This window comes from Staphylococcus equorum, assembly GCF_029024965.1.
GTDB classification, from domain to species: Bacteria; Bacillota; Bacilli; order Staphylococcales; family Staphylococcaceae; genus Staphylococcus; species Staphylococcus equorum.
Window position 1 is genome coordinate 2,335,343 of sequence record NZ_CP118982.1, and the last position, 24,438, is coordinate 2,359,780.

The window sequence follows — 24,438 nt, forward strand, 5'->3', positions numbered from 1 at the left end:
GTCTACTCTTGCGTAAAAGCACTAAGCGAAGACTACAAGCTTAAAGCCCCCACTACTGTATGAGTGAGGGCTTTAAATTAGATTATCTTACTGTTTCTTTATCTTCTATAGCCTTTAACATCGTTTGAGTCATTTTAGTTAAATCATATTGTGGATTGAATCCCCATTCTGCACGTGCACAGCTAACATCTATACTGTTTGGCCAACTATTCGCGATAGACTGTCTTATTGGGTCTACATCATATTCTAATTGAAACTCAGGATAAAATTCTTGAATTGCTTCTTTCACCATTTCTGGTTCAATACTCATTGCACTTAAGTTATATGCATTACGATTAATTAATTTAACGCCGTCCGCTTCCATAAGTTGAATAATGGCATCTATAGCATCTTCCATATACATCATATCCATATATGTGTCTTTTTCGATAAAGCTAGTATAACGACCTTCTCTCACAGCTTTGAAATAAATATCTACCGCATAGTCTGTCGTACCGCCACCTGGTTCTTTTATGTGAGAAACTAAACCTGGGAATCTCACACTACGTGTATCGACACCAAATTTATCGAAATAGTACTGACATAATAACTCTCCAGCAACTTTATTCACTCCATACATAGACGTTGGTCGTTGAATCGTCACTTGTGGTGTATTCACTTTAGGTGTTGAAGGTCCAAATGCGCCAATTGAACTTGGTGTAAAGAATTGCAAGTTGTGTTCACGTGCTGTTTCTAAAGCGTTCATTAAACCACCCATATTTAAATCCCAAGCAAATAATGGATTTTTTTCAGCAACGCCTGACAATAATGCTGCCATATGCATCATTGTGTCTGGCTTAAATGTCTCAACTAACTCAAACATACGCGCTCTATCAGTAACATCTAATATTTCAAACGGCCCATCTACAATCGCTGAATCTGCTTCTGGTTGTTTAATATCTGTAGCTAAAACATTATCATTTCCATATAACATTCTACATTTCACTACGAGTTCGGTTCCAATTTGTCCTAAAGCACCTGTAATCATAATTTTTTTCATATTTCTATCTCCCCTTGTGCATTACAGAAACTGTAATGTTTTTCTCGTGCATACACAGTCCTTATTTTCAACTAAATTATACAATAAAAGCGCTTTATTGTATACATTGAGTGTACATTTTTTAAATGTTTTAGTATTTTAAATTTAAAACACACTCATTCAAACGTAAAAAACCCCCTTGCTACCATTAATAGCTAGGGGGTTAATGCACCAACATACTAAACTTTTGCCAATTTAGTTTTAACACCTTAGACTATATTATTGGATTGAACACACAGTATAATTGAGTTCCGTTCATTAGCTATGCAAACATAATGTTTAATACCCTGTTAATATAGATATTTTGATCATCTATACCACTTTCACAAAATTCATCTCAATAACAAGTACTTTAATGTATATTTTGAACAATAACTGATATTATTAATAAATAAATATGCAGTGAGAGGGATGACATAATGACTTATTTAATCATTATTTTATTCGCTGTTTTAATCATGTCATTAGTTTTAAGTTATTTTTGTTTTAAAGAAAGTAAAGCTGAAATTGACCAAAGTAAACAAGCGAAGCGTAGCGAAAACGAAAGAATAGGCGTAAAGCAACAGTCACATAAAGTACTAACCCTAGCCATCGTGTTACTTGTTTTCAGTGTACTCGTTTTAATAGGTATTATTTGGATTCTAATAGCAATGTAGATTCATTTATAAAAATTTAAAATGATTTAAATTTCCAAATATATTTAAAAGACGACCTTTTAGTTATAAGATCGTCTTTTTTGTATGCGATAAGCAGCTTTTTTACTTGTCATTTTCTAGTTTTATTTGCGCTTCGATAACTTCATTTTTACTATCAAAATCATAATTTTGAGAATTGAGCGGTTTCCCCGTTTCTACAATACTTTTTATACTTTCCATATGGAATTGCCAACCTGCAAAATCTATGATGATGTGTGGAAATTCAAATGGTAAATATTCAATAAATGTTAGTTCCGTTTGTTGAACTTTGTTATTTAATTCAAACTTCACATTCCCAATATCCCATGTAAAGCCAATCGTCTTATTTTCTTCAAGATGTGTGATTGTCATTTCTAAATCGTCTTCTTCCTCTAAATGGAAGTACATTTTTCCATTCACTTCTCTTTTTTCAAATGACAATTGTGGAAACCATTGCTGTATTCCTTCAGTAGTACTCAAATAATTAAATATCGTTTCCTTATCTCCATCTATATCTATTTGCAATGTTTGATAAACGCCTTGTCCATCTTTTGAATATTGTGTTTCCATATTTAAAGTTCTCCTCTCAATTCAAATATTATCTAGGAAAAATTTAAATTCTTAATTCTTCATGCTAATTTACCTAGACTCATTTAATACGTTTTACCCTTTTTCGTTATAAACTATTACTAATTCACATATATTTATTATGTGTCTCAACCAAATTTAATATGAGTAAAAAACTGAAATGACGCTATCCATGACCATTTAATTAGCTGCAATAGAGAATTAAATTTACCTATATTTTTCTCTTCACTCCCTTCTTTAATGCATCTTTTGCGTTTTCAAATTTCTCATTATTTTAAATTTTTCAATTTTTTTGTATAAATGTTTGTAAATTTCTATTTATTTATATACACTTAGTGAAATACTGGTGAGAGTATGTACTCTATTTTCAACTTATTCAGTAAAAGAAAGTTAGGTGTATATGGAAAAAGATAAGAAAAAGATGTTGAACAAAATGGTAAAACCTTTCGCAAAAACTAACTACACAAAAAGTACAATACAAATTATAAATACATTACTTCCTCTTATTGCAATTTTAGTAGTAAGCGGACTTTTATATAATGTGCATTGGTCATTAGCAATTATTAGTAGTATATTCGCGTCTATATTTTTAATTAGAACATTCATCATTTTTCACGATGCTTGTCACGGATCATATTTAAAAAAACAAAAGCACAATGATTTACTCGGAAACGTAACTGGTTTCCTTACGCTGTTTCCTTACAGAAAATGGCGTAGAGAACATTTAATTCACCATGCTGGTAGCGGTAATTTAGAAAAACGTGGTATCGGTGATATCTGGGTTATGACAGTAGAAGAATATACAGAAGCATCTAAATTCCAACGTTTAACGTATAGAATTTATCGTAACCCACTTGTGATGTTTGTATTAGGACCGTTCTTCTTAGTATTTATTTCTAATCGCTTTAATTCTAAAGACGCTAAAAAGAAAGAACGTATCAATACTTGGATGAACAACATTTTATTATTAGTCGTATACGGTGGTCTAATTTATCTATTAGGCGTAGGTCATTTCTTTGCAGTATTTGCACCAATGATCTTCATTGCTGGCATGTTAGGTATTTGGTTATTTTACATCCAACATACATTTGAAGATTCTTATTTCGAAGAAGCTTCTGAATGGGACTATGTAAAAGCAGCAATTGATGGTAGTTCGTACTATAAATTACCAAAAGTACTACATTGGGTTACAGGAAACATAGGTTATCATCATGTACATCATTTGAATCCTAGAATTCCTAACTACTCTTTAGAGGAAACACATGAAACTGTTACACCTCTACATCATGCAACATCTATTACGCTTAGAGAAAGTCTGACATCATTAAAATTCAAATTATATGATAAAAGTCATAAACGCTTTATCACTTTTAAAGAATTTTCACTTAGAAATAAACAACCATCATAAACACTTAATATTCAAACAAACAACAAAGGAGAAGTGCTTGTTAACCCAAGCACTTCTCCTTTTTCTATTTTGAAACTTCAATTTTAGTTAACTCATGCTATGTTTAATCTTTTTAATGTCCTCTGGTGTTGTTTGACAACATCCCCCTATAATTTGAACACCTTCCATTAACCACTTCGGAACTTGTTCAATAATTTCATCACTGTTAGCATCATTTTCCCATTTTTTGCTATCCGCATTATAATGAGAACCTCCATTAGGATACAACGCAATTGTCTGACTCAAACTAGCTAATCCTTTGTCTAATGATCGATTGATTCCTTTAACTGAAGAACAGTTAATACCAAAAATCGGAATAATAGTGCCCTTCTGTTTAATATAATCAATTAGTTTCTCGAATTCTGTTCCATCTGATAAATTTCCTGTGTCATCGACAGTTACAGAGATCCAAAATGTTTGTTCTTCGGTATAACTCGGTATAATATTTTCTATAATTGCTTGAATCTCTTCAAAATTAGGAACAGTTTCAAACACAAAATCATTTATCCCTCTTGAAATCAAAGCGTTTATGCGTTGTTCATGAAATTTAAAATAGGCTTCTCGACTTATTACATAATTCCCTGTATATTCTGAGCCGTCGCTTAAATATGCGCCATATGGACCCAAACTACCTACAACCACTTGATTATTATTTGTTGCATCCATAACTTGCTCTACCGCTATTGTAAAAAGGTCATCAATTTCCTCATTCTGCATTCCTATATCTGTAAATGTTTGATAACTTGCTTGATATGTACTTGTTAAAATAATGTCGGCACCTGCATTTGTAAAATCTTGATGGGCTTGCTTTATTTTAATTGGTTGATGTCTAAGTACTTCACTAGACCATAACGAAGAATTCAAATCACAACCAGCTTGTTCTAATGTAGTTGCTAGTCCGCCATCTAAGACAATTGGAGATTGTGTTTTCACTTTTTCTAACAGTCTCATCTATACTCCTCTTTTCTTATTAAATTTAACAAAATAATAAATTAACGCAATCGCTGCAAATGGTAGCCCGAAATAAAGTGCAGGTGCTTGATTAGGATCAAAAAGCATTCCAACACAAGAAATTAAGCATAATATAAACCCAATAATTGGAATCGATTGGTGTACTTTTAAGCTTCGGTCAATTTTTTTAGCATTAAAATATGCAATACAGATACTCATCCACACGATAACAACTGCTAAACCAGCAATTGAAACTAGAATTACATATAATGTATCTGCTACATACACGCTAGAAAATAAAGCCAATAAGCCACCAATCATGCTAAATAATGTTGCATTCACTGGCATATGATGTTTATTTAGCTTTCCAAACCATTTAGGAAACACACCTTCATTCGACAAACTCCAAATCATTCTGCTCGCAGCATATAACCCTGAATTAGCTGCAGATAACAAAGCTGTTATAATCACTAAATTCATAATGTCACCCGCATAAGGGATTCCCATTTTTTGAAAAATAACAACAAATGGACTTTCTAATGACTTACCTTGATAACTTGGTATTAAAATAGAAATAATAACCATCGTACCTATAAAAAAGACAATAAGACGCCATAACGTTGCTCTAATCGCTTTGGGTATTACTTTTTCAGGATTCTCTGTTTCACCAGCAGCAATGCCGATTAATTCAGTGCCACTAAATGCATAATTCACAGCTAGCATTGTTAAAAACACAGAACCTATACCATTAGGAAAAGTAGGATTCGTATATCTATCAGCAATTGTGTTTAAACCTCCATAACCATCGTAGTGAATAAATCCGATAATTACCAAAAGACCTAAAATAATAAATACGATAATCGCAATAACTTTTACTAAAGAAAAATAAAATTCAACTTCTGCATAAAACCGTGTCGATATAATATTAAATAATAAAATTAATATAATTGCAATCGTAGCAAAAATATAAACGGGGGTTTCAGGCATCCATTTCTGCATCAAAATACCCACTGCTGTAAATTCAGAACCTAATGCTACGGTCCAAGTTAACCAATAAAACCATGCTACGATATATCCAACAGATGGATGAATGTAAAGACTTGCATATGTATGAAATCCACCTGTAACAGGATGTTTGATCGCTAATTGCCCTAGACATAACATAACGAGATAAACTAAAATTGAGCCAATTAAATAAGATAGTACCGTTCCAAATGGACCTGCTTGTTGCAAAGTATATCCAGAACTTAAAAATAATCCTGTTCCAATAACACCACCAAAGCTAAGTAACATAAGATGACGTTGTTTCATTGCACGTTTAAATGATGGTTGTTCCATTAATGTTCTCCTTATCTTCAAGTTCTACACTTTTTAAATATAATTATTCATTCTATTAATTTCTGAAAATTTAGTCAATGTATTTTTTTCTCAATTCACTTCCCGCTCATATATATTGTCTTTAATGATTCTTTCGTTTTCAAAGAGAATTTCATCTATTTATTCACTGAATTTTCAAACTTTTATAAAAATTCAATCTCTAGTATTGATTTTCAGTCGTAAAGTCTATAACATTTATAGATAAGTAAGTACAAATATTATAAGTAATAGATAGAGGGGAAAATATAATGACAGAACATAATGACTTAGTGAAATCTACCCAAGAAATTACAAAAGAAGCATTACATAAATTAGGCTTTGACGATGGCATGTATGATTTAATCAAAGAACCTTTAAGAATACTAGAAGTCCGTATACCCGTCCGCATGGATGATGGTACTGTTAAAACTTTTACCGGTTACCGTGCGCAACATAATCATTCTGTTGGTCCTACTAAAGGTGGCGTACGTTTCCATCCTGATGTAAATAAAGAAGAAGTTAAGGCACTTGCAATGTGGATGACGATGAAATGTGGTATTACTAACTTACCATTTGGTGGTGGTAAAGGCGGCGTCATCTGTGACCCACGTCAAATGAGTAATCAAGAGCTTGAAAATCTATCTCGTGGTTTTGTTAGAGCTATATCACAATTCGTAGGTCCTGCGAGTGATATCCCAGCACCAGATGTTTATACTAATCCACAAATCATGTCTTGGATGATGGATGAATACAGTAAAATTAATCGTTCAAATGCTTTTGCCTTCATCACTGGTAAACCACTCTCTTTAGGTGGTTCAGAAGGTCGTAACCGTGCCACTGCGCTTGGTGCTGTAATTACTATTGAAGAAGCAACTAAACGTAGAAACATTGATATCAAGGGGTCTCGTGTTGCGATTCAAGGATTTGGTAACGCTGGTAGTTTTATTGCCAAAATCTTACATGATATGGGAGCAAAAATTGTAGCTATTTCTGAAAGTTATGGCGCTTTACATGATCCAGATGGTTTAGATGTTGACGAGCTTGTAGAGCTTAAAGAAAAACATGGCCGTGTTACACACTTATTTGAGGGCGTCATCCCTAATAAAGAATTATTTGAAGTCGACTGTGATATTCTTATCCCAGCTGCATTATCAAATCAAATTACTGAAGAAAACGCACATGACATTAAAGCAAGCATCGTTGCAGAAGCAGCGAATGGTCCTACGACAAAAGAAGCGACACGTATATTAACAGAACGTGGTGTGTTACTTATACCTGATGTACTTGCGAGTGCTGGTGGTGTAACTGTTTCTTACTTCGAATGGGTACAAAATAATCAAGGCTATTATTGGTCTGAAGAAGAAATAAACAGTCTACTCCGTGAAAAAATGGTAGAAGCATTCAATAAAATCTATGACTTAGCTGAAAGTAGAAAATTGGATATGCGTTTAGCTTCCTATGTTGTAGGTATCAAACGTACAGCTGAAGCTACACGTTTCCGTGGTTGGGCATAAATTTTCACAATATATCAATGTGATAAACATTGTCTTTTCAAAAGCTACACCTTCATTGGTGTGGCTTTTTATTATTATATTTATCTATACAGCTTCCAACAATTCTTCCTAATCCTTTTCACCCACCCTTTCCTCTTCATAATCTAATAAAAATTTATAAATAATCCTCTAATTCATATATATTTTGAATTATTCAATCAGTGAATTTTCTGATTTATTTGAAAAATAAAAAAATACTCTATATAATTATCTACAATAAAGGGGAGGATATAAATTATGAAAAATAACATTTATGGGAATACACCATGTTTTTTAAATAGTAAAAATTTAAATCAATCAAATACTTTAGATACAGATGTAATTGTATATGGAGTACCTTTTGAAGGCGAAAGCACTTGGGGAGATTATACAGGTGTAGAACTTGGTCCAAAGCAAATTAGACTGTCCTCTGCACGTTACAGTCAATATCTACCAGAACTAAACCACATTGATATTAGTGAACACTTATCTATGGGGGACGTCGGTGATGTGCCATTTGTCGCTCATGACAATAAAGAAAGCTATGATAACATTACAGATTTCACTAAAAAACTATGGGAAAGTGAAAAATTCTTAGTTGGCTTTGGCGGCGAACACGGTGTCACTTATCCTATTCTTAAATCATTAACAGAAACTGGTAAAAAAGTCGGCATCATTCATTTAGATGCACATTATGATAATATGCCAGATTATGAGGGTGAAGCTTATGCCCGTAATACACCTTTCATGAGACTTTATGAAACAGACGGTGTACGTAACGAAAGCATTATTCACACTGGTATTCACGGCCCGAGAAATCATCCATCAACAGGACGTTACGCTGAAGAAGCTGGTGCCGTAACGATAACAATCAATGATATCCGTGAATCAAATAATATAAAACAGTTTGCCCGTGACATCTACGCTCAAGCAAGTGCCGATGTAGATGTCGTATATTTAACAATATGTAGTGACGTATTGGATTTCGCTTATAATCCAGGTGGACCTGTCGATGGTAATGGTCTAACGTCCTATGAATTATTAACGATGATTCACGAATTTGGTGCGCTCGGCCTATGTGGTATGGATTATGTAGAAGTTTATCCTATGAAAGATGCCAATCAGAATTCTGCCCATTTCGTTTCTACAGCAGTATTATATGTACTTGCTGGCCACGTCGCTTATTTAAATAAATTAAAATAATCTGAGGAGTGGTTAAATGTTTAAACACGCGGGTAAGATTTTACGATCGCTTGGCCCTGGTATGATTATCACTGCTTCATTCATTGGCCCTGGTACAGTAACAACCATGACTCAAGGTGGCGCAGGATTTGGCTATAGTTTACTATGGGCAGTTGTCTTTTCAATCATCGCCACGATCGTGTTACAAGAAATGATTATTCGTTTATCTCTCGTTACACGTGAAGGCTTAGGTGAAGCAATTCAAGATTTATTTTCTAATAAAATTGGTAAGCTAATCATCGTGTGGTTCACACTCATTGCTGTAACCATTGGGTGTGCTGCCTATATTAGTGGTGACTTGATTGGAACCTCACTTGGGGCATCTTACTTACTTAATTTACCTGAGAATTGGGTTGCTCCAGTTATCGGCGTTATTATATTACTCATTGGATTATTTGGTAACTATAAATTTTTAGAAAAAGTTATGCTTGTACTTATGGTTATCATGGGCGCAATATTTATCACTACGATGATTGTTATAAAACCAGATGTTATGGGCATTTTAAAAGGTGCCTTCATTCCAACAATACCAGATGGTTCTATTCTTACTGTTATCGCTCTAATCGGTACAACCGTTGTGCCATATAACTTTTTTATCCACTCAACAGCTGTACACGAACGTTTTAATGGTGTTAAGGAGTTGAAATTTGCACGTTGGGATACAATTATTTCAATTACTGTCGGTGGTGTGATTTCTGCTGCAATATTAATTTCAGCAGCCACTTTAATTAAAGGTGAAGAAGTATCAAGTGTCATTCAACTTGCTGGACCGTTAGAACCTGTTCTTGGCGATGCTGCACCTATAGTGATTAGTGTTGGGTTATTCGCTGCAGGTCTGTCATCAGCCATTGCTTCTCCAACGGGTGCCGCTGCAACAATTAGTAGTCTACTCGGTTGGAAAGGCGGCATGCAAAGCAAGAAATACAAACTTGTCTTTGTTGTGATTATCATTATTGGAATTATTACTTCAGCACTTGGTTTTGAACCGCTTCAAGTCTTACTTATTGCGCAAGCGTTAAATGGTATGATTTTACCTATTATTGCAATACTTATCTTTATTATTATTAATAAGAAAAATCTAATGGGCCGCTTTGTAAATACACTTTGGCTCAATATTATCGGAGGACTCGTTGTTTTAACCGTTTCCTTCTTAGGTATCTATAGTTTTATCGATGCTATAACAAGTTTCATTTCAGGCTAAATTTATTTATAACAATAACCCAGATGTAAAGTATCATCACTGATATATTACTTCTGGGTTATTTTAATTAAACATTTAATTCTCTTACATCAATTTTGCAACATCACGCATAATGCTCGCTTTTTTATAGCCATGTAAGTCATGCAGTGATTGATATGCGTTAAATAACTTTTTATAGATTTCCACTTTATCCGGTTGAGGTTCAACAGTATATAATACGGGTTCTTTCATTGCTTCGACCGCCTCACTAAAGTCCGTATGCGCCCCACCACATATTGCGCCTAAAATAGCTGCGCCAATTGCTGGTGCATATTCGCTATCAATAACCGTCACTCGTTTGTTCAGCACGTTCGCATAGATATCCATGAGTAATGTATTCTTTTTAGGAATACCACCACAAGCAAATACATGATCCACTTCCATATGCCATCCTTCATACTGTTGCATAATCATTTTAGTACCAAATGCGGTTGCCTCCATGTACGCACGATAAATTTCTTCATGTTTCGTATGTAATCCCATGCCAAATAAGCAACCTTTCAAATTACTATCACTAAGTACACTTCTATTGCCGTTGTGCCAATCTAATGCGATAAGTCCACTTTCGCCAGGGTATAGTTTAGCGGCCTTTTCATTTAATAATTCAAAAATTGAAATATCGCGTAACTTCGCCTCTTTGACATCATCATACGGCGTTTGTTTCGCCACGTACTCAAATAAGTCACCTACAGCAGTTTGTCCTGCCTCGTATGCATAAAGTTCTGGAATAATGGCACCTTTAACTGAACCAGAAATACCAGGCACCTTATGTTGTTCTTTATTAAGCATTAAATGACATGTACTTGTGCCCATAACCATAGTCATTTCTTTATCTCTTTCTGAACCTATCCCTAATAAGCTTGCATGTGCATCTATAATAAATGGACTAACTTGCGTTTCTGGTGAAAGTCCCAGTTTATCTGCCATTGTCTGACTAACCTTACCTACAGTTTCACCTATATTAACGACCGGTGCTTCCACTTTCTCTCTTACAATAGTAGATAAATCATTATCTACTTTATCAAACAAATCATAATGGAATCCTGTGTCCGCTTCCCAAAACGATTTAAACCCTAAGCCACAATTTGATCTGACGTTTTGATCAGTGAGTCGATTGACAATCCAGTCCCCCGCCTCCATAATATACGCACTCTCAGCTATCACTTCAGGCGCCTTATTGTTTACTTCCATAATCTTAGGTATCATCCACTCACTACTCACATTAAAGCCATAAAAGCCTAACCAACGATTCTTCTCTTCAAGTGCAGTCTTAAATAATACATCTGCCTCGTCTTGCGCACCATGATGCTTCCATAATTTAACGTAAGCGTGTGGATTATCTTTAAATCCTTCCTTATTATGAATAGGCTCCATATTTCCATCCACAAATACCACAGTTGACGATGTAAAATCTATACCGATACCGACAATTTCGTTTGGCGCAATTTGTGTTTTTGCTAAAATAGCTGGAATGCCTTCTTCAATGACTTCCATATAATCATTCGCATTTTGTAATGCATAACTTTGAGGTAGTTTTTGACCATCAAGTTCTCCTTCTATCGTGCCATGTGTATATGTTTTAATAAATTGCTCTACAATTTCACCATTCTCTGTATTTATAAGAAAGGCTCTACCTGAACCTGTTCCAAAATCTATCCCTATACTGTAAGCCATACTTTAACCCTCCAGATCTTCCCATACGAAAGAAAGCGCTTTCTTAAATCATAATTAAGATTCTCTAAAAATACAAGGGAGTGGGATAGAAATCATAATTTGATTTCTATCCCGCCCCCATAACACTCACTATTATAATCACATTAAAACATTTTAAAACGTTTCAACTTCATTAAACTGTGATAAATAAAGTTGTTTATAGTGTCCATCTTGTTGCATTAATACTTCGTGACTACCTTCTTCTAAGATTTCGCCATCTTTGATAAAGATAATACGGTCTACATCTTTAATTGTTGATAAACGATGCGCAATAATGAGCGATGTTCTATTTTCAGACAGCTTTTTAAATGCCAATTGAATTTTATTTTCTGTTTCTATATCTAACGCACTTGTAGCTTCATCTAAAATAATAATAGACGGGTCTTTTAAAAACATTCTAGCGATGGAAATACGCTGTTTCTGTCCACCAGATAATTTCGTACCTCTTTCACCTACGAGTGTATCCAAGCCAAAGGGTAAGTCCTCGATAAATGTTTCTAATTGCGCATTTCTAACTGCGTCCCATATTGCAGTTTCGTCAGCTTCTAAATGACCATATACAATATTATCTCTTAAAGTACCAGAGAAGAGGAATACATCTTGCTGTACGACACCAATTTCTGCACGTAGTGATGCTAACTGAATCGATTTGATGCTTTGGCCATTAATTAAGATATCACCGTCATCTACTTCATAAAATCTCGGCAATAAAGAACTGATTGTCGTTTTACCACTACCACTTGGTCCAACCAATGCAATCTTCTCACCATGCTGAATATCTAAATTTAGTTTTTTTAGAATTGGTGTTTCGTCATATCCAAATGTTACATCTTTATATTGAATCGTCTTAGGATCACTCGGCATTTGAATCGCATCTGGTGCATCCTGTATTTCTGGAGTAATGCTTAATATTTCGCTAAAGTTTTTAAATCCTGCAATTGCTTTTGGAAATAGCTCTATAATCATATTAATTTGTTGTAATGGTTTAAAGAGTACATTCGTAATCATGATAAATGCAACGATACCACCATAAGATAAATCACCATTCAACACAAAATAACTTCCGACTACTAACACAATAATTAATGTCAGATTTTGGGCAATATGACTAATTGTAATATTCCAAGACATATAATTATATGCTTTTAATTTTGTAGCTCTAAAATTATCGTTTATATTTCTGAATTTCGTTTGCTCATGTTTTTCATTTGTAAAGGCCTGTACAAGTCTTATGCCACCCACATTATCTGCGATTAATTCATTAAAACGTGACACATTTGTAAATAAGTTCTTAAATGCACGAGACATTTTTTGGCTGAAAAATATAGCCAAGATAAAAACAATAGGCACCACACAAAACGTAATGAGTGCTAACTTCACATCAATCGTTAACATGATGACAAATGCACCAATCAGCGTCATGATAGATAAAAATACATCTTCTGGGCCATGATGGGCAGCTTCACCAATATCCATCAAATCATTCGTCAGTCGACCAATGAGCTTTCCGGATTTTTGGTTATCAAAATACTTAAAATTCAATTTCTGAATATGACTATATAAATCATTACGCATATCACGCTCTATATTCGTACCTAACTTATGTCCCCAATATGTCACGATAAATTTAAGTACCGCTACAATTCCAAAGACAAACAGCAATGCAATTCCAAAAATCACTATGAGATTCCATTGATTAGTAGGTAATAAACGGTCAATATATATACTTGTAATAAGCGGGAAAATTAATTCCAACAAACCTACAACAATTGCCGAACCAAAATCTAAGAAAAACAAACCCTTATATGGTTTGTAATAGCTAAAAAATGCTTTCACAACACCCCACCTATTCTATAATTCAATATTTTATTTATTCTTTACATATACTTTATATTATGGAGTAATTGATATGGATTATCAATAACATTCAAATCATATTTGTGACATTTTAAAAAGTGAATTTATAACACTTAAATAAATTTTTATTTCATTCCTTTTCATCTTTACCATATAAAATAGCAACAAAAAATAAACTCCTTAACCAATGTTGAATTAAGGAGTTTATTTTAAATTTTATATCTATTCTATACGCCAGAATAAGACGAGAAGCCGCCATCTACAGGAACGACGATACCTGTAACGAATCCGCTTAATTCTTTATCCATCAACCAATAAAGTGTGCCTAGAATATCTTCTGGTACACCGAAACGATTCATTGGTGTTTGTGAGAGAATTTTTGAAGCACGTTCTGAATAAGAACCATCTTCATTTCTAAGTAAAGCTTTATTTTGAGCTGTTTCAAAGAATCCAGGTGCAATTGCATTCACTCGAATGTGACCGGCAAAGTAAGTGCTCAACCATTGCGTAAAGTTACTTACAGATGCTTTTGCGCCACTGTATGCTGGAATCTTAGTCAGTGGTGTAAATGCGTTCATTGATGAAATATTAATAATTGTACCTGCCTCAGATGAAACGACATCTTTACCAAATACTTGAGACGGTAAAAATGTACCTGTGTAATTTAATTTAAATACTTTATCAATACCATCTTCTGTTAAATCAAAGAATGTTTTATCACCCTGTTCATCATACATTTCATCATTTGTTGTGGCATTCGGGTTATTACCACCTGCGCCATTAATCAGAATTGTAACTGCACCAAATGTATCGTTATATTTAAGTTTCGCTTGTGTTAAAGCATCTTTATCCAACACATTTGCCACTAATGCGACTGTTTGTTGTCTTTCTTTATCAATTTCATCTTGTAACTCAACAATTTTATCTTCAGAACGTCCTAAAATACCTACGTTGGCACCTTTTTCTACAAGGCCTTTGACGAACGTTGATCCAATAACACCTGTTGCACCAGTGATTACTACATTGACTCCTTCAAATTGTCTTGACATCATTTGCTCACTCCTTCAATTAAACCATTAATATAAGTTGCGCCTAATGCTCTATCGAACAATCCATAACCCGCTTTACCTGTTTCGCCCCAAATCATACGTCCGTGATCTGGTCTGATTGTGCCCTTGAAGTTAATATCTTGCAGTGCTTCTACCACTGCTTTCATATCTACTGAGCCGTTTTTAGATAAATGACCTGTTTCCAAGAATGAATGTGAATCTAGCCGTTTCACGTTACGCATATGCACGAAATGGATATGCTCGCCAAACGTTCTAATCATGCTTGGTAAATCATTTTCAGCTAATGAACCTAAAGATCCAGTACAGAAACAAATACCATTATTTTTACTATCATTTATAGAAAGTAAACGTTCATAGCTATCTTTATTTTTAATGATACGTGGAATACCAAATATAGGCCATGGTGGATCATCCGGATGTATCGCCAAATCAATGTCATGTTCGATTGCAGTTGGTAATACACCATCTAAGAAGTACTTCAAGTTCTCCCACAATTGCTCATCCGATATTTCACGATAAGATGTAATTAAATGATTCATTTCTTCTCTCGAATAACTTTCGTCCCAACCTGGTAAGTTTAAATCGGTCGTTAATGGATCAATATCTTTTAACTGATCATGTTTATAAATCAACGTATTAGAACCATCAGATAATTCATAGTCTAATTGTGAACGTGTCCAATCAAAGACAGGCATGAAGTTATATGTCACTGTCTTAACACCATTTTCAGCTAAATTCACTAATGATGTCTTATAATTTTCAATCAGTTCATCACGTTTATCTGTACCTAATTTAATTTCTTCACTTACAGGTAAACTTTCAACGACTTCAAATTTCAATCCTGCCGCTTCGATTGTTTGTTTTAATTTTGCGATTCTTTCTGTTGTCCAAACTTCACCTACAGGTACATCATAAATTGCAGAAACGATATGCTTCATGTCTGGAATTTGTTTAATGTTCTCTAATGTAACTGGATCATCTTCACCGTACCAACGAAATGATAATTCCATCGTTATACCTCCTTAACGCCTTCTATTTTGAATAAATTCACTGCATTGTTATAGCAAATATCTTTTAACATTTGTTCAATTGTTGCATCTGATAAGGCAATCTCACCTTTTTCAATCTTTTCTCCTAAGAAATTACATAAAATTCTTCTGAAATACTCATGGCGTGTATAAGAAATCATGCTACGTGAATCTGTCAGCATACCTACAAATTTAGCTAATAAGCCAACGTTCGCATAATCTACTAAGTGCTGTTCCATGCCTTCTTTCGTGTCATTAAACCACCATGCAGCACCTAATTGCACTTTATGCTCGCTGTTAGTAAAGTTACCTGCAGTAGCTTGAACCATAAGATGATCATTACCATTATTAGGATAAATAATCGTATCTGATAAGGCATTGTGTTGTTCAAGGTGATCTAGCATCGCGTTCAATGTTTTAGCGCTTAGTTGTTCACCTACACTATCGAACCCACTGTCAGTACCTGCGACTTCTAACATTTTCGAATTATTATTTCTAGTTGGTCCTAAATGGAATTGTACGACCCAATTTAATTCGTTATATACTTTACTAATTTCAGTTAGAATGTAACCCGCTAATTCGTATTGTTGCGTTTCAGAAACTGCTTCACCCTTCAACATGGACTCATAGATTGCCGTAGCTTCTTCTGTTGTCGCATACATTAATGGTGCTTTTTCAAAACTTTGGTCAGAACTTCTTGCACCTTGTCTATTAAAATAATGAACACGTGTTTTAAGTGCTTCGATATAACTGTTTAAATCTTTAATTTCACCGTCAATCGTTTGATCAAGCTGCTTAATCTTGTCTTTAACTGTTGTTTCACTTAAGAATACGTAACTATCTGGTCTGAACGTAGGAATCACTTTAAATGTTACTTTTTTATCTTGATTTAATAATTTGTGATATTCCAAATCATCACATGGGTCATCCGTTGTACAAACTACAGAGACATTACTTTGTTTAATTAAGTTTTGAGGTGTATGTGATGATTTCGCTAATTTACGATTTAAAGATTTATATAGCTTTTTAATATTCACTTTATCTAAATCAGCTTCTTCGTTAAAATAGCGTTTTAATTCAAGTGAACACCAGTGATACATTGGGTTAACGATTGAATAAGGCAACATGTTCATAAATGCTTCAAATTTATCGAAATCATCTGCATCACCAGTAATTAATCCTTCTTCTATACCGTATGCTCTCATTAAGCGCCATTTGTAATGATCTCCGGCTAACCACAATTGCGTAATGTTTTCATAGTTTTTATTTTCATAAATTTCTTTTGGGTCTAAGTGACAGTGAAAATCATAAATTGGTAGATCTTTAACCTTTTGATATAACTTTACTGCTGTTTTATTATTTAATAAAAAATTGTCATTAATTAATGCCATGTTATTGCCCCTTTTCTATAATCCTAATAATTTAGGAAGGAATAATGAAATTTGCGGAATGAACGTTACGATTAACAATAAAATAATGAGTGCGATAAAGTAAGGCACTAAATATTTGAATACTGATTCCACACGAACACCGCCGACACTCGCACCAACAAATAATGCACTACCAACTGGTGGCGTGATATTACCAATACATAAATTAAATGCAATTAAGATACCAAAGTGAATTGGATCTAAACCTAAAACTTCTGAAATAGGTAAGAAGATCGGTGTGAAAATCAATACTGCTGGTGTTATATCCATAAATGTTCCGATGACTAATAAAATTACGTTCATCATCAGTAGTAAAATGATTGGATTATCTGTCATTGATAGAATGCCATTTGAAATGGCTTCAGGTAGTCCTGTATAACTCATTACGAGTGAAAATAGTGCAGAAGCTGTAATCAAGAACAGAATCATACCACTAATTTCTGCCGTTTCTTTGATGACGTTAGGTATTTGTTTGAGTGTCAGACTTTTATATATTAGTGATAACACTGTAGCGTATAACACTGCTACTGCTGCACCTTCTGTTGCTGTGAATATACCTGACACAATCCCGCCAATGACTACGATAATTAAAAATAGACTTGGCAAAGCATCTAATGTTAAAAATAATTTATCTTTCCAACTAATGCGTTCAGATACTCTGTAACCTTGTTTCTTCGCCATAACATAAGCCACGATCATACAAGCAACGCCCCATAAGATACCTGGTATATAGCCTGCGATAAATAGTGCTGCTATTGAGGTGCCACCACTCACAAGTGAATACACAATCAATAGTGAACTTGGTGGAATCAATAAACCAGATGGCGCAGATGCTATATTTGCCGCTGCAGAGTATTCTTTTTTATAGCCTTGTTTTTCTTCCATTGGTCCCATGATGCGTCCCATTGCGGCCGCCGCAGCGACACTAGAACCAGAAATAGAACCAAATAGCATATTACCTACAATATTCGTATGTGCCAGTGAGCCAGGTAATCTACCTACTAACACTTTGGCAAAGTTCACTAATCTAAAGGCGATACCACCGTTATTCATAATAATACCTGCCAAGACGAATAACGGAATGGCAAGCATTGTAAAATCATCAATGCCCGTAACCATACGCTGTGCTGCCGTTATAATCGTTACATCGAATGGTAATATCATTAATAACGTTATGATAGAACTCAAAATAATAGCCAATGCGATAGGCAAGCCGAATATCAAGAAAGCGAAGAATGTGATGAACAATACTAAACCTGCTGCAAGTGTCATACACGCTCACCCCCGTCTTCTTGATTGGCTTCTTTAACTGCTTCAAGTTCTCCTTTATCTAACAAGTTATATATTGCGTAGAAAATGATAAAGACGCCCGAAACAGGTAATGCGCCGTACATCGCTGCCATAGATAAGCCAGTAGATGGTGCAATTTGTGACCATGTTAAATTCACAACTTCATAGCCACCCCAAATCATGAGTACGAGTGCTACGATAATGATTATGACGTCTGAAGCCTTTTCCATAATAAGTTGTATTTTTTCAGGAAATCTTTCTCGAATAAATAAAATGGCTATATGTTGTTTTACACCAAATACATAACTGGCACTGAGCAAACCAAACCAAATCAATAAGAATCTAACGATTTCTTCACTCATTGTACTTGGACTATTCAAGATAAAGCGTGTAGCAACTTGATAAACGGATAATATAACCATTACAAAAAGTGCAATACCGGCTAACGTGAGGAGGAGTTTATCAATGATCTTTTTTGCTTTCTTCATAAAGCTGCTCCTCCTTCTCGATTAGTTTATAATCATCTTTTGTATCTGGGTTCTCTTTAAATTCATCTTGTAGAGGCTGAGAAGCTTTTTTGAAAGAAGATTTATCTACGTTATGGAATTTCACACCCATGTCTTCTTTGGCTTTCTTTTTAGCCTCTTTCACTTCTTTATCCCAAATTACTTCATGTTTTTCAGTAGAATAAGCTGCTGCATCTTTCAACCATTTCTGCTGTTGTTTCGTTAAGTCATCATACGTATCTTTGTTCATAATCAAGATATCTGGAACAATTGCGTGTTCCGTATAATGATAATTTTTAGCAACTTCACCGTGGTTGTTTGTTGTGAGTGAAGTTTCATTATTCTCAGCTGCATCAATCACACCCGATTGTATCGCTGTATATACTTCACCGTAATCCATTGGTGTCGGTGTGCCGCCTAATGACTTAATTAAATCAACACTCGTTTTGCTTGGTTGAACTCTTATTTTCATACCTTCTAAATCACTATTATCTTCAATTTTTTTATCTTTCGTGTATATATTACGCACGCCAGCGTCATAGTATGTGATCCCTAGAAACCCCTTATCTCCAGTGGATTTGAAAAACGCATCTTGTACTTCTTGTTTTTTCATAACATGACGATAATTCTCTTCTGATTCAAATAGATAAGGCATGTTAAACAATGAATATGTTGGAGAAAAGCTTTCCAATGCAGCCGATGACACTTTAGTCATTTGTATTGCATTGGTCTGCGTCATTTCAATTGCTTCACGTTCACTACCTAATTGACCATTCGGATAAATATTAACTTTAAGTTGACCATGAGATGTTTCTTCTAATCTTTCTTTAAAAATCTCAAGTGATTTATGAACCGGATGGCTCGTCGGTTGATTATGCGCTAACATAATTTCTTTTTGCTTCTCTTCCGCATTAACATAACTATGAGGAAGTGATAAATCTAACATTCCCGCTATAAAGAATGCGCTTACAAATAGTGTTAAAAATTTTTTCATATATCTCTTATGCCCCTTTGTTTAAGGTTCTATCGACTAAGCCCACCGAAATGAGAGGATAAATTATGCACATCGCTTTCTTCTACACTTAATGCATCCTCGTTTGTCGTATGTTGTAAGACTGAACATTTCGTCGCAAAATCTATAGTCTCGTCTAATTGCCAATTACGAATCAGTCCATGTAAGACACCAGCCATAAATGCATCACCGGCTCCAATGCGATTCAATACCGTATATTGATAAGCTTGGCCTTCAATATAGCTTTGTTGCGATAACATAATACCTTGTAATGTACTTTGCTCAATATCTCTATTACTGGAAGCCATTAATGGTATCTCATATTGTGATTGAATCGTTTCAGCACATATCTTCATATCATCTTCTTCAGAATTTGTCTCAAGTAAATGTGTCGCATCCTTTTTACCAAAGAAAAGTACGTCAACAAGTGGCAGTATCGATTTGATTACTGGTACGGCTTCTTCTTTAGACCACAAGTTACTTCTGAAATTAATATCAAATATGATTTTAACGCCTTGTTGCTTTAATTTAGTTAATGCATCAACGATATGTTGTCGTACTGTTGTATTAACTGCCAATGTAATACCAGTCAATACAAAGTAATCACCACTTTGTATTGGTAAGTCATCGATGACGCTTGACCCATATTCTGCGAAAGTTGAATGTTCGCGATCATAGATGACTTTACCACTTCGGAAGTCAAAGCTCTCTTCCATATAATATGTGCCTATTCTACCTTCTTGTTGTTTCAAAAATGTTGTACCTACTTGTGTCTGATACAGCTTTTTCATAGCTAAATTGCCTAATGCATGTTGTGGTAATACCGTTAACATTTCAGTAGCGTGCCCAAATTGAGATAAGGTCACGAGCGCATTTAATTCTGCACCTCCAACATTAACACCAAAGGTATTGGCATCTTTCAGTTGTTTGTAATCAGGTGGAGTATAGCGTAGTAATACTTCTCCAAATCCAAATACCGTCATAGTTATACCTCTCTTTTTAATTCAGAAATATATTGCACTAAAGCTTCTTGTCCTTGTTGTTGATAAATTTTTGTAATTTCACTGCCAATGCCTACTGCAAAACTACCTGCGTCTAACCATTCTTTTTGATTATCTTTACCCACGCCACCAGTTGGAACAATCTCAATTTGTGGTAATGGACCTTTGAAATCTTTGATAGATTTAGGTGAAAATTGTGTTGCTGGGAATAGTTTCAATACTTTACAACCATAGCGTAACGATTCAACCATTTCTTTAACCGTCATACATCCTGGAATATAAGGAACGTCATACAAGTTAGCGATTTTAGCTGTTTCTTTATCAAAAGATGGACTTACAATAAATTTAGCACCGTTTAAAATCGCTGTACGTGCTGATACACTATCAAGTACAGTACCTGCACCAATGAGCGCATCTTCTCTCTTAGATAATTCAGCAATAATTTCTATCGCGTTTGGTGTCGTTAACGTTACTTCGATAATATTAAGCCCTTGTTCTATAATTAGATTCGAAATATCTAAAAACGTCTCCGGGTTGTCTGTACGCATTACTGCAATATGTTGACCTTCTTGAATATACTTCATCGTATCTCTTGAATTCATCTTTACATCTCCTTATAAATTTCATCTTTCGTGTTTGACCTCTGAAAATAACAACGTTGTTATTAAGATTCAAAAAAATATTCTAACGCTTATCTCTATGGTATAATTAATTCTAACTTAAATCAATCTATTTCAAGGAGAACTTTTATGGCTGTTACTTTAAAAGACGTTGCCGAAGCCTGTGGTGTCAGTTATTCCACGGTCAGTAAAGCATTAAAAAATTCCCAACTCGTTAAACCAAAAACAAAACAAATGATTCAACAAAAAGCGCTTGAAATGAATTACATACCTAATCATTCGGCCCGAGCACTCGTTTCTAAAAGAAGTGGCACGATTGGATTAATCTGGCCTTCCGTAGATCGTGTTGCCGTGACACATCTCATTTCAGAAATTAATAGAGCCATTAAATCACTCGGTTATGTCATGTTTGTTTCAATCGATGACGTTGCGGCCGCTTCAAAGAAATTTGTTGAATTTGGCTGTGATGGTATCGTTATCTTTGACGAAGGTGACAATTCAAACTTACCGCCTGAAATTTATAATAACGTACCGGTAGTCGCATATGGTGTAGATAGAGATATTCCCTACCCGATTATCAATGTCAATCATGCAGAAGCGATGATTATGGCCATCAATGCCTTATTAGAACAAGGTATCCAAACGATTGATTACATAGGCGATATTAATACAAACGACGCCCGTCAAATCGCTAAAAAAGATGCAATTACTAATTATTGCAATGCACAAAACATCACCTATCGTATTATCGATTCTAATGGATTGAACGCGATAGAAGCAGAAGCATCCGTGAAGCAACATTTGAAAACTGACACGCTTTCTCCTGGCGTGATTTGCGGAAGTTACGATATTACTGTAGGGACGATTAATGCCATTGGACCTGAGAATCAACCAATGATTTACTCTTACGATAATATTCCACAAATTAAAAAATTAGATTATCCTGTCAATGCTATCGGTGTTCCTACATCTGAAATCGCTCAACAAATCGTGACTACATTAGATAAAGTTATTAAAAATGAACCAACCGATGCAGCATATCATTTACATCCATCATTACAGAATAATATTTAATACATGCAAATTTCATTAAATTAACAAAGCGACCCTAGCTACATTGGACAGTGTAGTCAGGGTCGCTCTTGTTTGAGAGATATTTATCTAGAGGGTTATTACTTTTAATATTACTTCAACTGAAGCATAAGCTTTCTTAAATATATGAAGGCATCTAGCAAGTGATTTTTATAATCTAGGAATGCCATTACCAAATTGCATTGTGCCTGTCTTGTTGTCTGTTATACAACATCGCGTACACCTATCACTTTATAATGTAATGACATGCTACTTGCTAAAATGCCGTTAATATAACGCGCGCTTTATATATTGCTTGCAAGTCACGTGTTACAACACATCTTGTTTGTACAGAAAAAAGTTAACCAATATTTAGAGAGATAGGGGTTGTTTTCAGTTTTTTAATGGGAGAACTGATGAATTTTATTGGTTTTAACTATAATTCTAAAACACGCAACTGTGCAAGCATTGGTTAACATACGATACATTTGTATCTATATTACAAATGTATCACGTATCTAATCCTACTTTCATCTCTGATTAGTACGTTATGATTACCATCTTTATAAAATTTGAGGACTCCCTTAGTTATCTTCTGCCGTTATGAGTCCTGAGTTGAATTATCATTTATTATAAAAGCTATCATATATTGATTGTACGTGGATATTCATACATATTGAAAACTCAACTTATAACCATTTCGCAATGATCAGTTAATCAGTACTCATAACCCTCTACAACTTCTATTATATTACGCCTTTATCTATGATTAAAATACATAGTTGGAATATTTGACATTCCTTAGTGGAATACTTCAACTTTGATGACACTTTTTTATTTCAAATCCTTTAAAAAATTAATCCATTCATGCGTAACGTGATTCATATAACTTTCTTTCTTCCATATAACACCTAAATTCCACGCTACATCAGCACCACTTATTTCAATGCCGACAACACCATCATTTAAGATATTGACGATACTTTCAGGTAATATACTCACGCCAATACCATCACGAATCATATTTTCTATAAAAGTAATTTGAGACATTTTAGCTACTGTTTTAGGATGAAATCCTACTTTTCTACAGCTTTCTATAATTTGATCTTTCAGGTAATAGTCATCATGAAACATAATAAAGCTCTCATCTTTCAAATCACCTAAATAGATAGATGATTGTTGGGCTAACTCAGAATTTTTATCAACGATAAGTAATAACTTCTCCTTATATAGAGGTACCGCATGATAGATATCCTCATCCACTGGTAAAGTTGTAATACCGACGTCAATTTCATCGTTGTTCAAATAAAATTCGACCGCTTTCCCGCCGCCTTCAATGACTTCATATGTCACATTAGGATACTGGGAATGAAACTGGTTTAAACTTTCCGTAAACAACCTGACATTCATAATTGCCGATATGCCGATGCGGATATGACCTCTTTCTAAATTCGTGACGTCGCCCATTTCTAATGATAAATCATCTAAGACTGCTAATGCTTCAACACACTTATCATAAAAAATCTGTCCTATATCCGTTAGAATAATATGCTTTTTTCTTCTATCAAACAAAGTAATATCAAATTCGTTTTCAATGCTTTTAATATTTTTACTAATTGTAGACTGTGCGATATATAAATGTTCTGAAGCTTGTGTCATTCCACCATTTCTCACAACTTCTACAAAATATTTCATTTGTTTTATTTCCATATTCTGCTCCTCTGAATAGCCC

Annotated in this window: 21 protein-coding genes; 6 read left to right on the forward strand and 15 right to left on the reverse strand. The window is 34.5% G+C overall.

Features of this window, described 5'->3' with window-relative positions:
* Nucleotides 1–82: 82 nt before the first annotated feature.
* Entirely contained in the window at nt 83–1,039 is a 957-nt protein-coding gene (locus PYW44_RS11430; protein WP_021339672.1) for an NAD-dependent epimerase/dehydratase family protein, read from the reverse strand.
* Between the two features lie 458 nt (nt 1,040–1,497).
* Between PYW44_RS11430 and PYW44_RS11435 the strand changes: the two genes are divergently transcribed.
* The gene (locus PYW44_RS11435; RefSeq protein ID WP_002511796.1) at nt 1,498–1,734 is read left to right on the forward strand and encodes a hypothetical protein; all 237 of its coding nucleotides are present in this window, start codon (nt 1,498–1,500) and stop codon (nt 1,732–1,734) included.
* A 102-nt stretch (nt 1,735–1,836) separates the two neighbouring features.
* Here PYW44_RS11435 and PYW44_RS11440 read toward each other — a convergent pair whose 3' ends face one another.
* Nucleotides 1,837–2,322 (reverse strand): SRPBCC domain-containing protein, encoded by a 486-nt coding sequence (locus PYW44_RS11440; RefSeq protein ID WP_002508484.1) that lies wholly within the window; start codon nt 2,320–2,322, stop codon nt 1,837–1,839.
* A 418-nt stretch (nt 2,323–2,740) separates the two neighbouring features.
* On the opposite strand from PYW44_RS11440, the gene PYW44_RS11445 reads away from it, so the two are divergent.
* Nucleotides 2,741–3,748 carry a fatty acid desaturase gene (locus tag PYW44_RS11445; RefSeq protein WP_002508485.1) on the forward strand — a complete coding sequence of 336 codons (1,008 nt, stop codon included), beginning with the start codon at nt 2,741–2,743 and terminating at the stop codon, nt 3,746–3,748.
* An 87-nt stretch (nt 3,749–3,835) separates the two neighbouring features.
* Here the strand turns inward: PYW44_RS11445 and mmuM are convergent, their stop codons facing one another.
* Nucleotides 3,836–4,738, reverse strand: coding sequence for a homocysteine S-methyltransferase (gene mmuM, locus PYW44_RS11450; protein WP_002508486.1), 903 nt, complete (start codon nt 4,736–4,738; stop codon nt 3,836–3,838).
* Entirely contained in the window at nt 4,739–6,076 is a 1,338-nt protein-coding gene (locus tag PYW44_RS11455; RefSeq protein WP_021339673.1) for an amino acid permease, read from the reverse strand.
* A gap of 287 nt (nt 6,077–6,363) precedes the next feature.
* On the opposite strand from PYW44_RS11455, the gene PYW44_RS11460 reads away from it, so the two are divergent.
* From PYW44_RS11460 to PYW44_RS11470, 3 genes are all read left to right on the forward strand, one after another.
* Nucleotides 6,364–7,608: a Glu/Leu/Phe/Val family dehydrogenase gene (locus PYW44_RS11460; RefSeq protein WP_002508488.1), complete on the forward strand. Its 1,245-nt coding sequence runs from the start codon at nt 6,364–6,366 to the stop codon at nt 7,606–7,608.
* Between the two features lie 276 nt (nt 7,609–7,884).
* Nucleotides 7,885–8,829 (forward strand): agmatinase family protein, encoded by a 945-nt coding sequence (locus tag PYW44_RS11465; RefSeq protein WP_002508489.1) that lies wholly within the window; start codon nt 7,885–7,887, stop codon nt 8,827–8,829.
* 16 nt (nt 8,830–8,845) lie between these two features.
* Nucleotides 8,846–10,069 (forward strand): Nramp family divalent metal transporter, encoded by a 1,224-nt coding sequence (locus PYW44_RS11470; RefSeq protein WP_002508490.1) that lies wholly within the window; start codon nt 8,846–8,848, stop codon nt 10,067–10,069.
* 84 nt (nt 10,070–10,153) lie between these two features.
* Here PYW44_RS11470 and PYW44_RS11475 read toward each other — a convergent pair whose 3' ends face one another.
* The 10 genes from PYW44_RS11475 to eda all read right to left on the reverse strand — a co-directional run bounded on the left by PYW44_RS11475 (nt 10,154) and on the right by eda (nt 21,617).
* The gene (locus tag PYW44_RS11475; protein ID WP_021339674.1) at nt 10,154–11,782 is read right to left on the reverse strand and encodes a ribulokinase; all 1,629 of its coding nucleotides are present in this window, start codon (nt 11,780–11,782) and stop codon (nt 10,154–10,156) included.
* Between the two features lie 153 nt (nt 11,783–11,935).
* The gene (locus tag PYW44_RS11480; protein WP_021339675.1) at nt 11,936–13,657 is read right to left on the reverse strand and encodes an ABC transporter ATP-binding protein; all 1,722 of its coding nucleotides are present in this window, start codon (nt 13,655–13,657) and stop codon (nt 11,936–11,938) included.
* Between the two features lie 248 nt (nt 13,658–13,905).
* Complete coding sequence (locus tag PYW44_RS11485) at nt 13,906–14,727, reverse strand: SDR family oxidoreductase (protein WP_002508521.1); 822 nt, start codon at nt 14,725–14,727, stop codon at nt 13,906–13,908.
* Entirely contained in the window at nt 14,727–15,758 is a 1,032-nt protein-coding gene (gene uxuA, locus PYW44_RS11490; RefSeq protein WP_002508522.1) for a mannonate dehydratase, read from the reverse strand. Before uxuA ends, PYW44_RS11485 begins: the two co-directional genes overlap by 1 nt.
* A gap of 2 nt (nt 15,759–15,760) precedes the next feature.
* The gene (gene uxaC, locus PYW44_RS11495) at nt 15,761–17,167 is read right to left on the reverse strand and encodes a glucuronate isomerase (protein WP_069802451.1); all 1,407 of its coding nucleotides are present in this window, start codon (nt 17,165–17,167) and stop codon (nt 15,761–15,763) included.
* 15 nt (nt 17,168–17,182) lie between these two features.
* Entirely contained in the window at nt 17,183–18,478 is a 1,296-nt protein-coding gene (locus tag PYW44_RS11500) for a TRAP transporter large permease (protein WP_002508524.1), read from the reverse strand.
* Nucleotides 18,475–18,984, reverse strand: coding sequence for a TRAP transporter small permease (locus PYW44_RS11505; RefSeq protein WP_002511374.1), 510 nt, complete (start codon nt 18,982–18,984; stop codon nt 18,475–18,477). The genes PYW44_RS11500 and PYW44_RS11505 overlap by 4 nt, the downstream gene beginning before the upstream one ends.
* Nucleotides 18,959–19,996 (reverse strand): TRAP transporter substrate-binding protein, encoded by a 1,038-nt coding sequence (locus PYW44_RS11510; RefSeq protein WP_107515360.1) that lies wholly within the window; start codon nt 19,994–19,996, stop codon nt 18,959–18,961. The genes PYW44_RS11505 and PYW44_RS11510 overlap by 26 nt, the downstream gene beginning before the upstream one ends.
* A gap of 29 nt (nt 19,997–20,025) precedes the next feature.
* Nucleotides 20,026–20,997 (reverse strand): sugar kinase, encoded by a 972-nt coding sequence (locus tag PYW44_RS11515; protein WP_107515361.1) that lies wholly within the window; start codon nt 20,995–20,997, stop codon nt 20,026–20,028.
* 2 nt (nt 20,998–20,999) lie between these two features.
* Entirely contained in the window at nt 21,000–21,617 is a 618-nt protein-coding gene (gene eda, locus PYW44_RS11520; protein ID WP_002508528.1) for a bifunctional 4-hydroxy-2-oxoglutarate aldolase/2-dehydro-3-deoxy-phosphogluconate aldolase, read from the reverse strand.
* Between the two features lie 147 nt (nt 21,618–21,764).
* On the opposite strand from eda, the gene PYW44_RS11525 reads away from it, so the two are divergent.
* Nucleotides 21,765–22,709: a LacI family DNA-binding transcriptional regulator gene (locus PYW44_RS11525; protein ID WP_046465030.1), complete on the forward strand. Its 945-nt coding sequence runs from the start codon at nt 21,765–21,767 to the stop codon at nt 22,707–22,709.
* A gap of 831 nt (nt 22,710–23,540) precedes the next feature.
* Here the strand turns inward: PYW44_RS11525 and cidR are convergent.
* Nucleotides 23,541–24,416 carry a cidABC operon transcriptional activator CidR gene (cidR, locus tag PYW44_RS11530; protein WP_002508530.1) on the reverse strand — a complete coding sequence of 292 codons (876 nt, stop codon included), beginning with the start codon at nt 24,414–24,416 and terminating at the stop codon, nt 23,541–23,543.
* Nucleotides 24,417–24,438 lie beyond the last annotated feature (22 nt).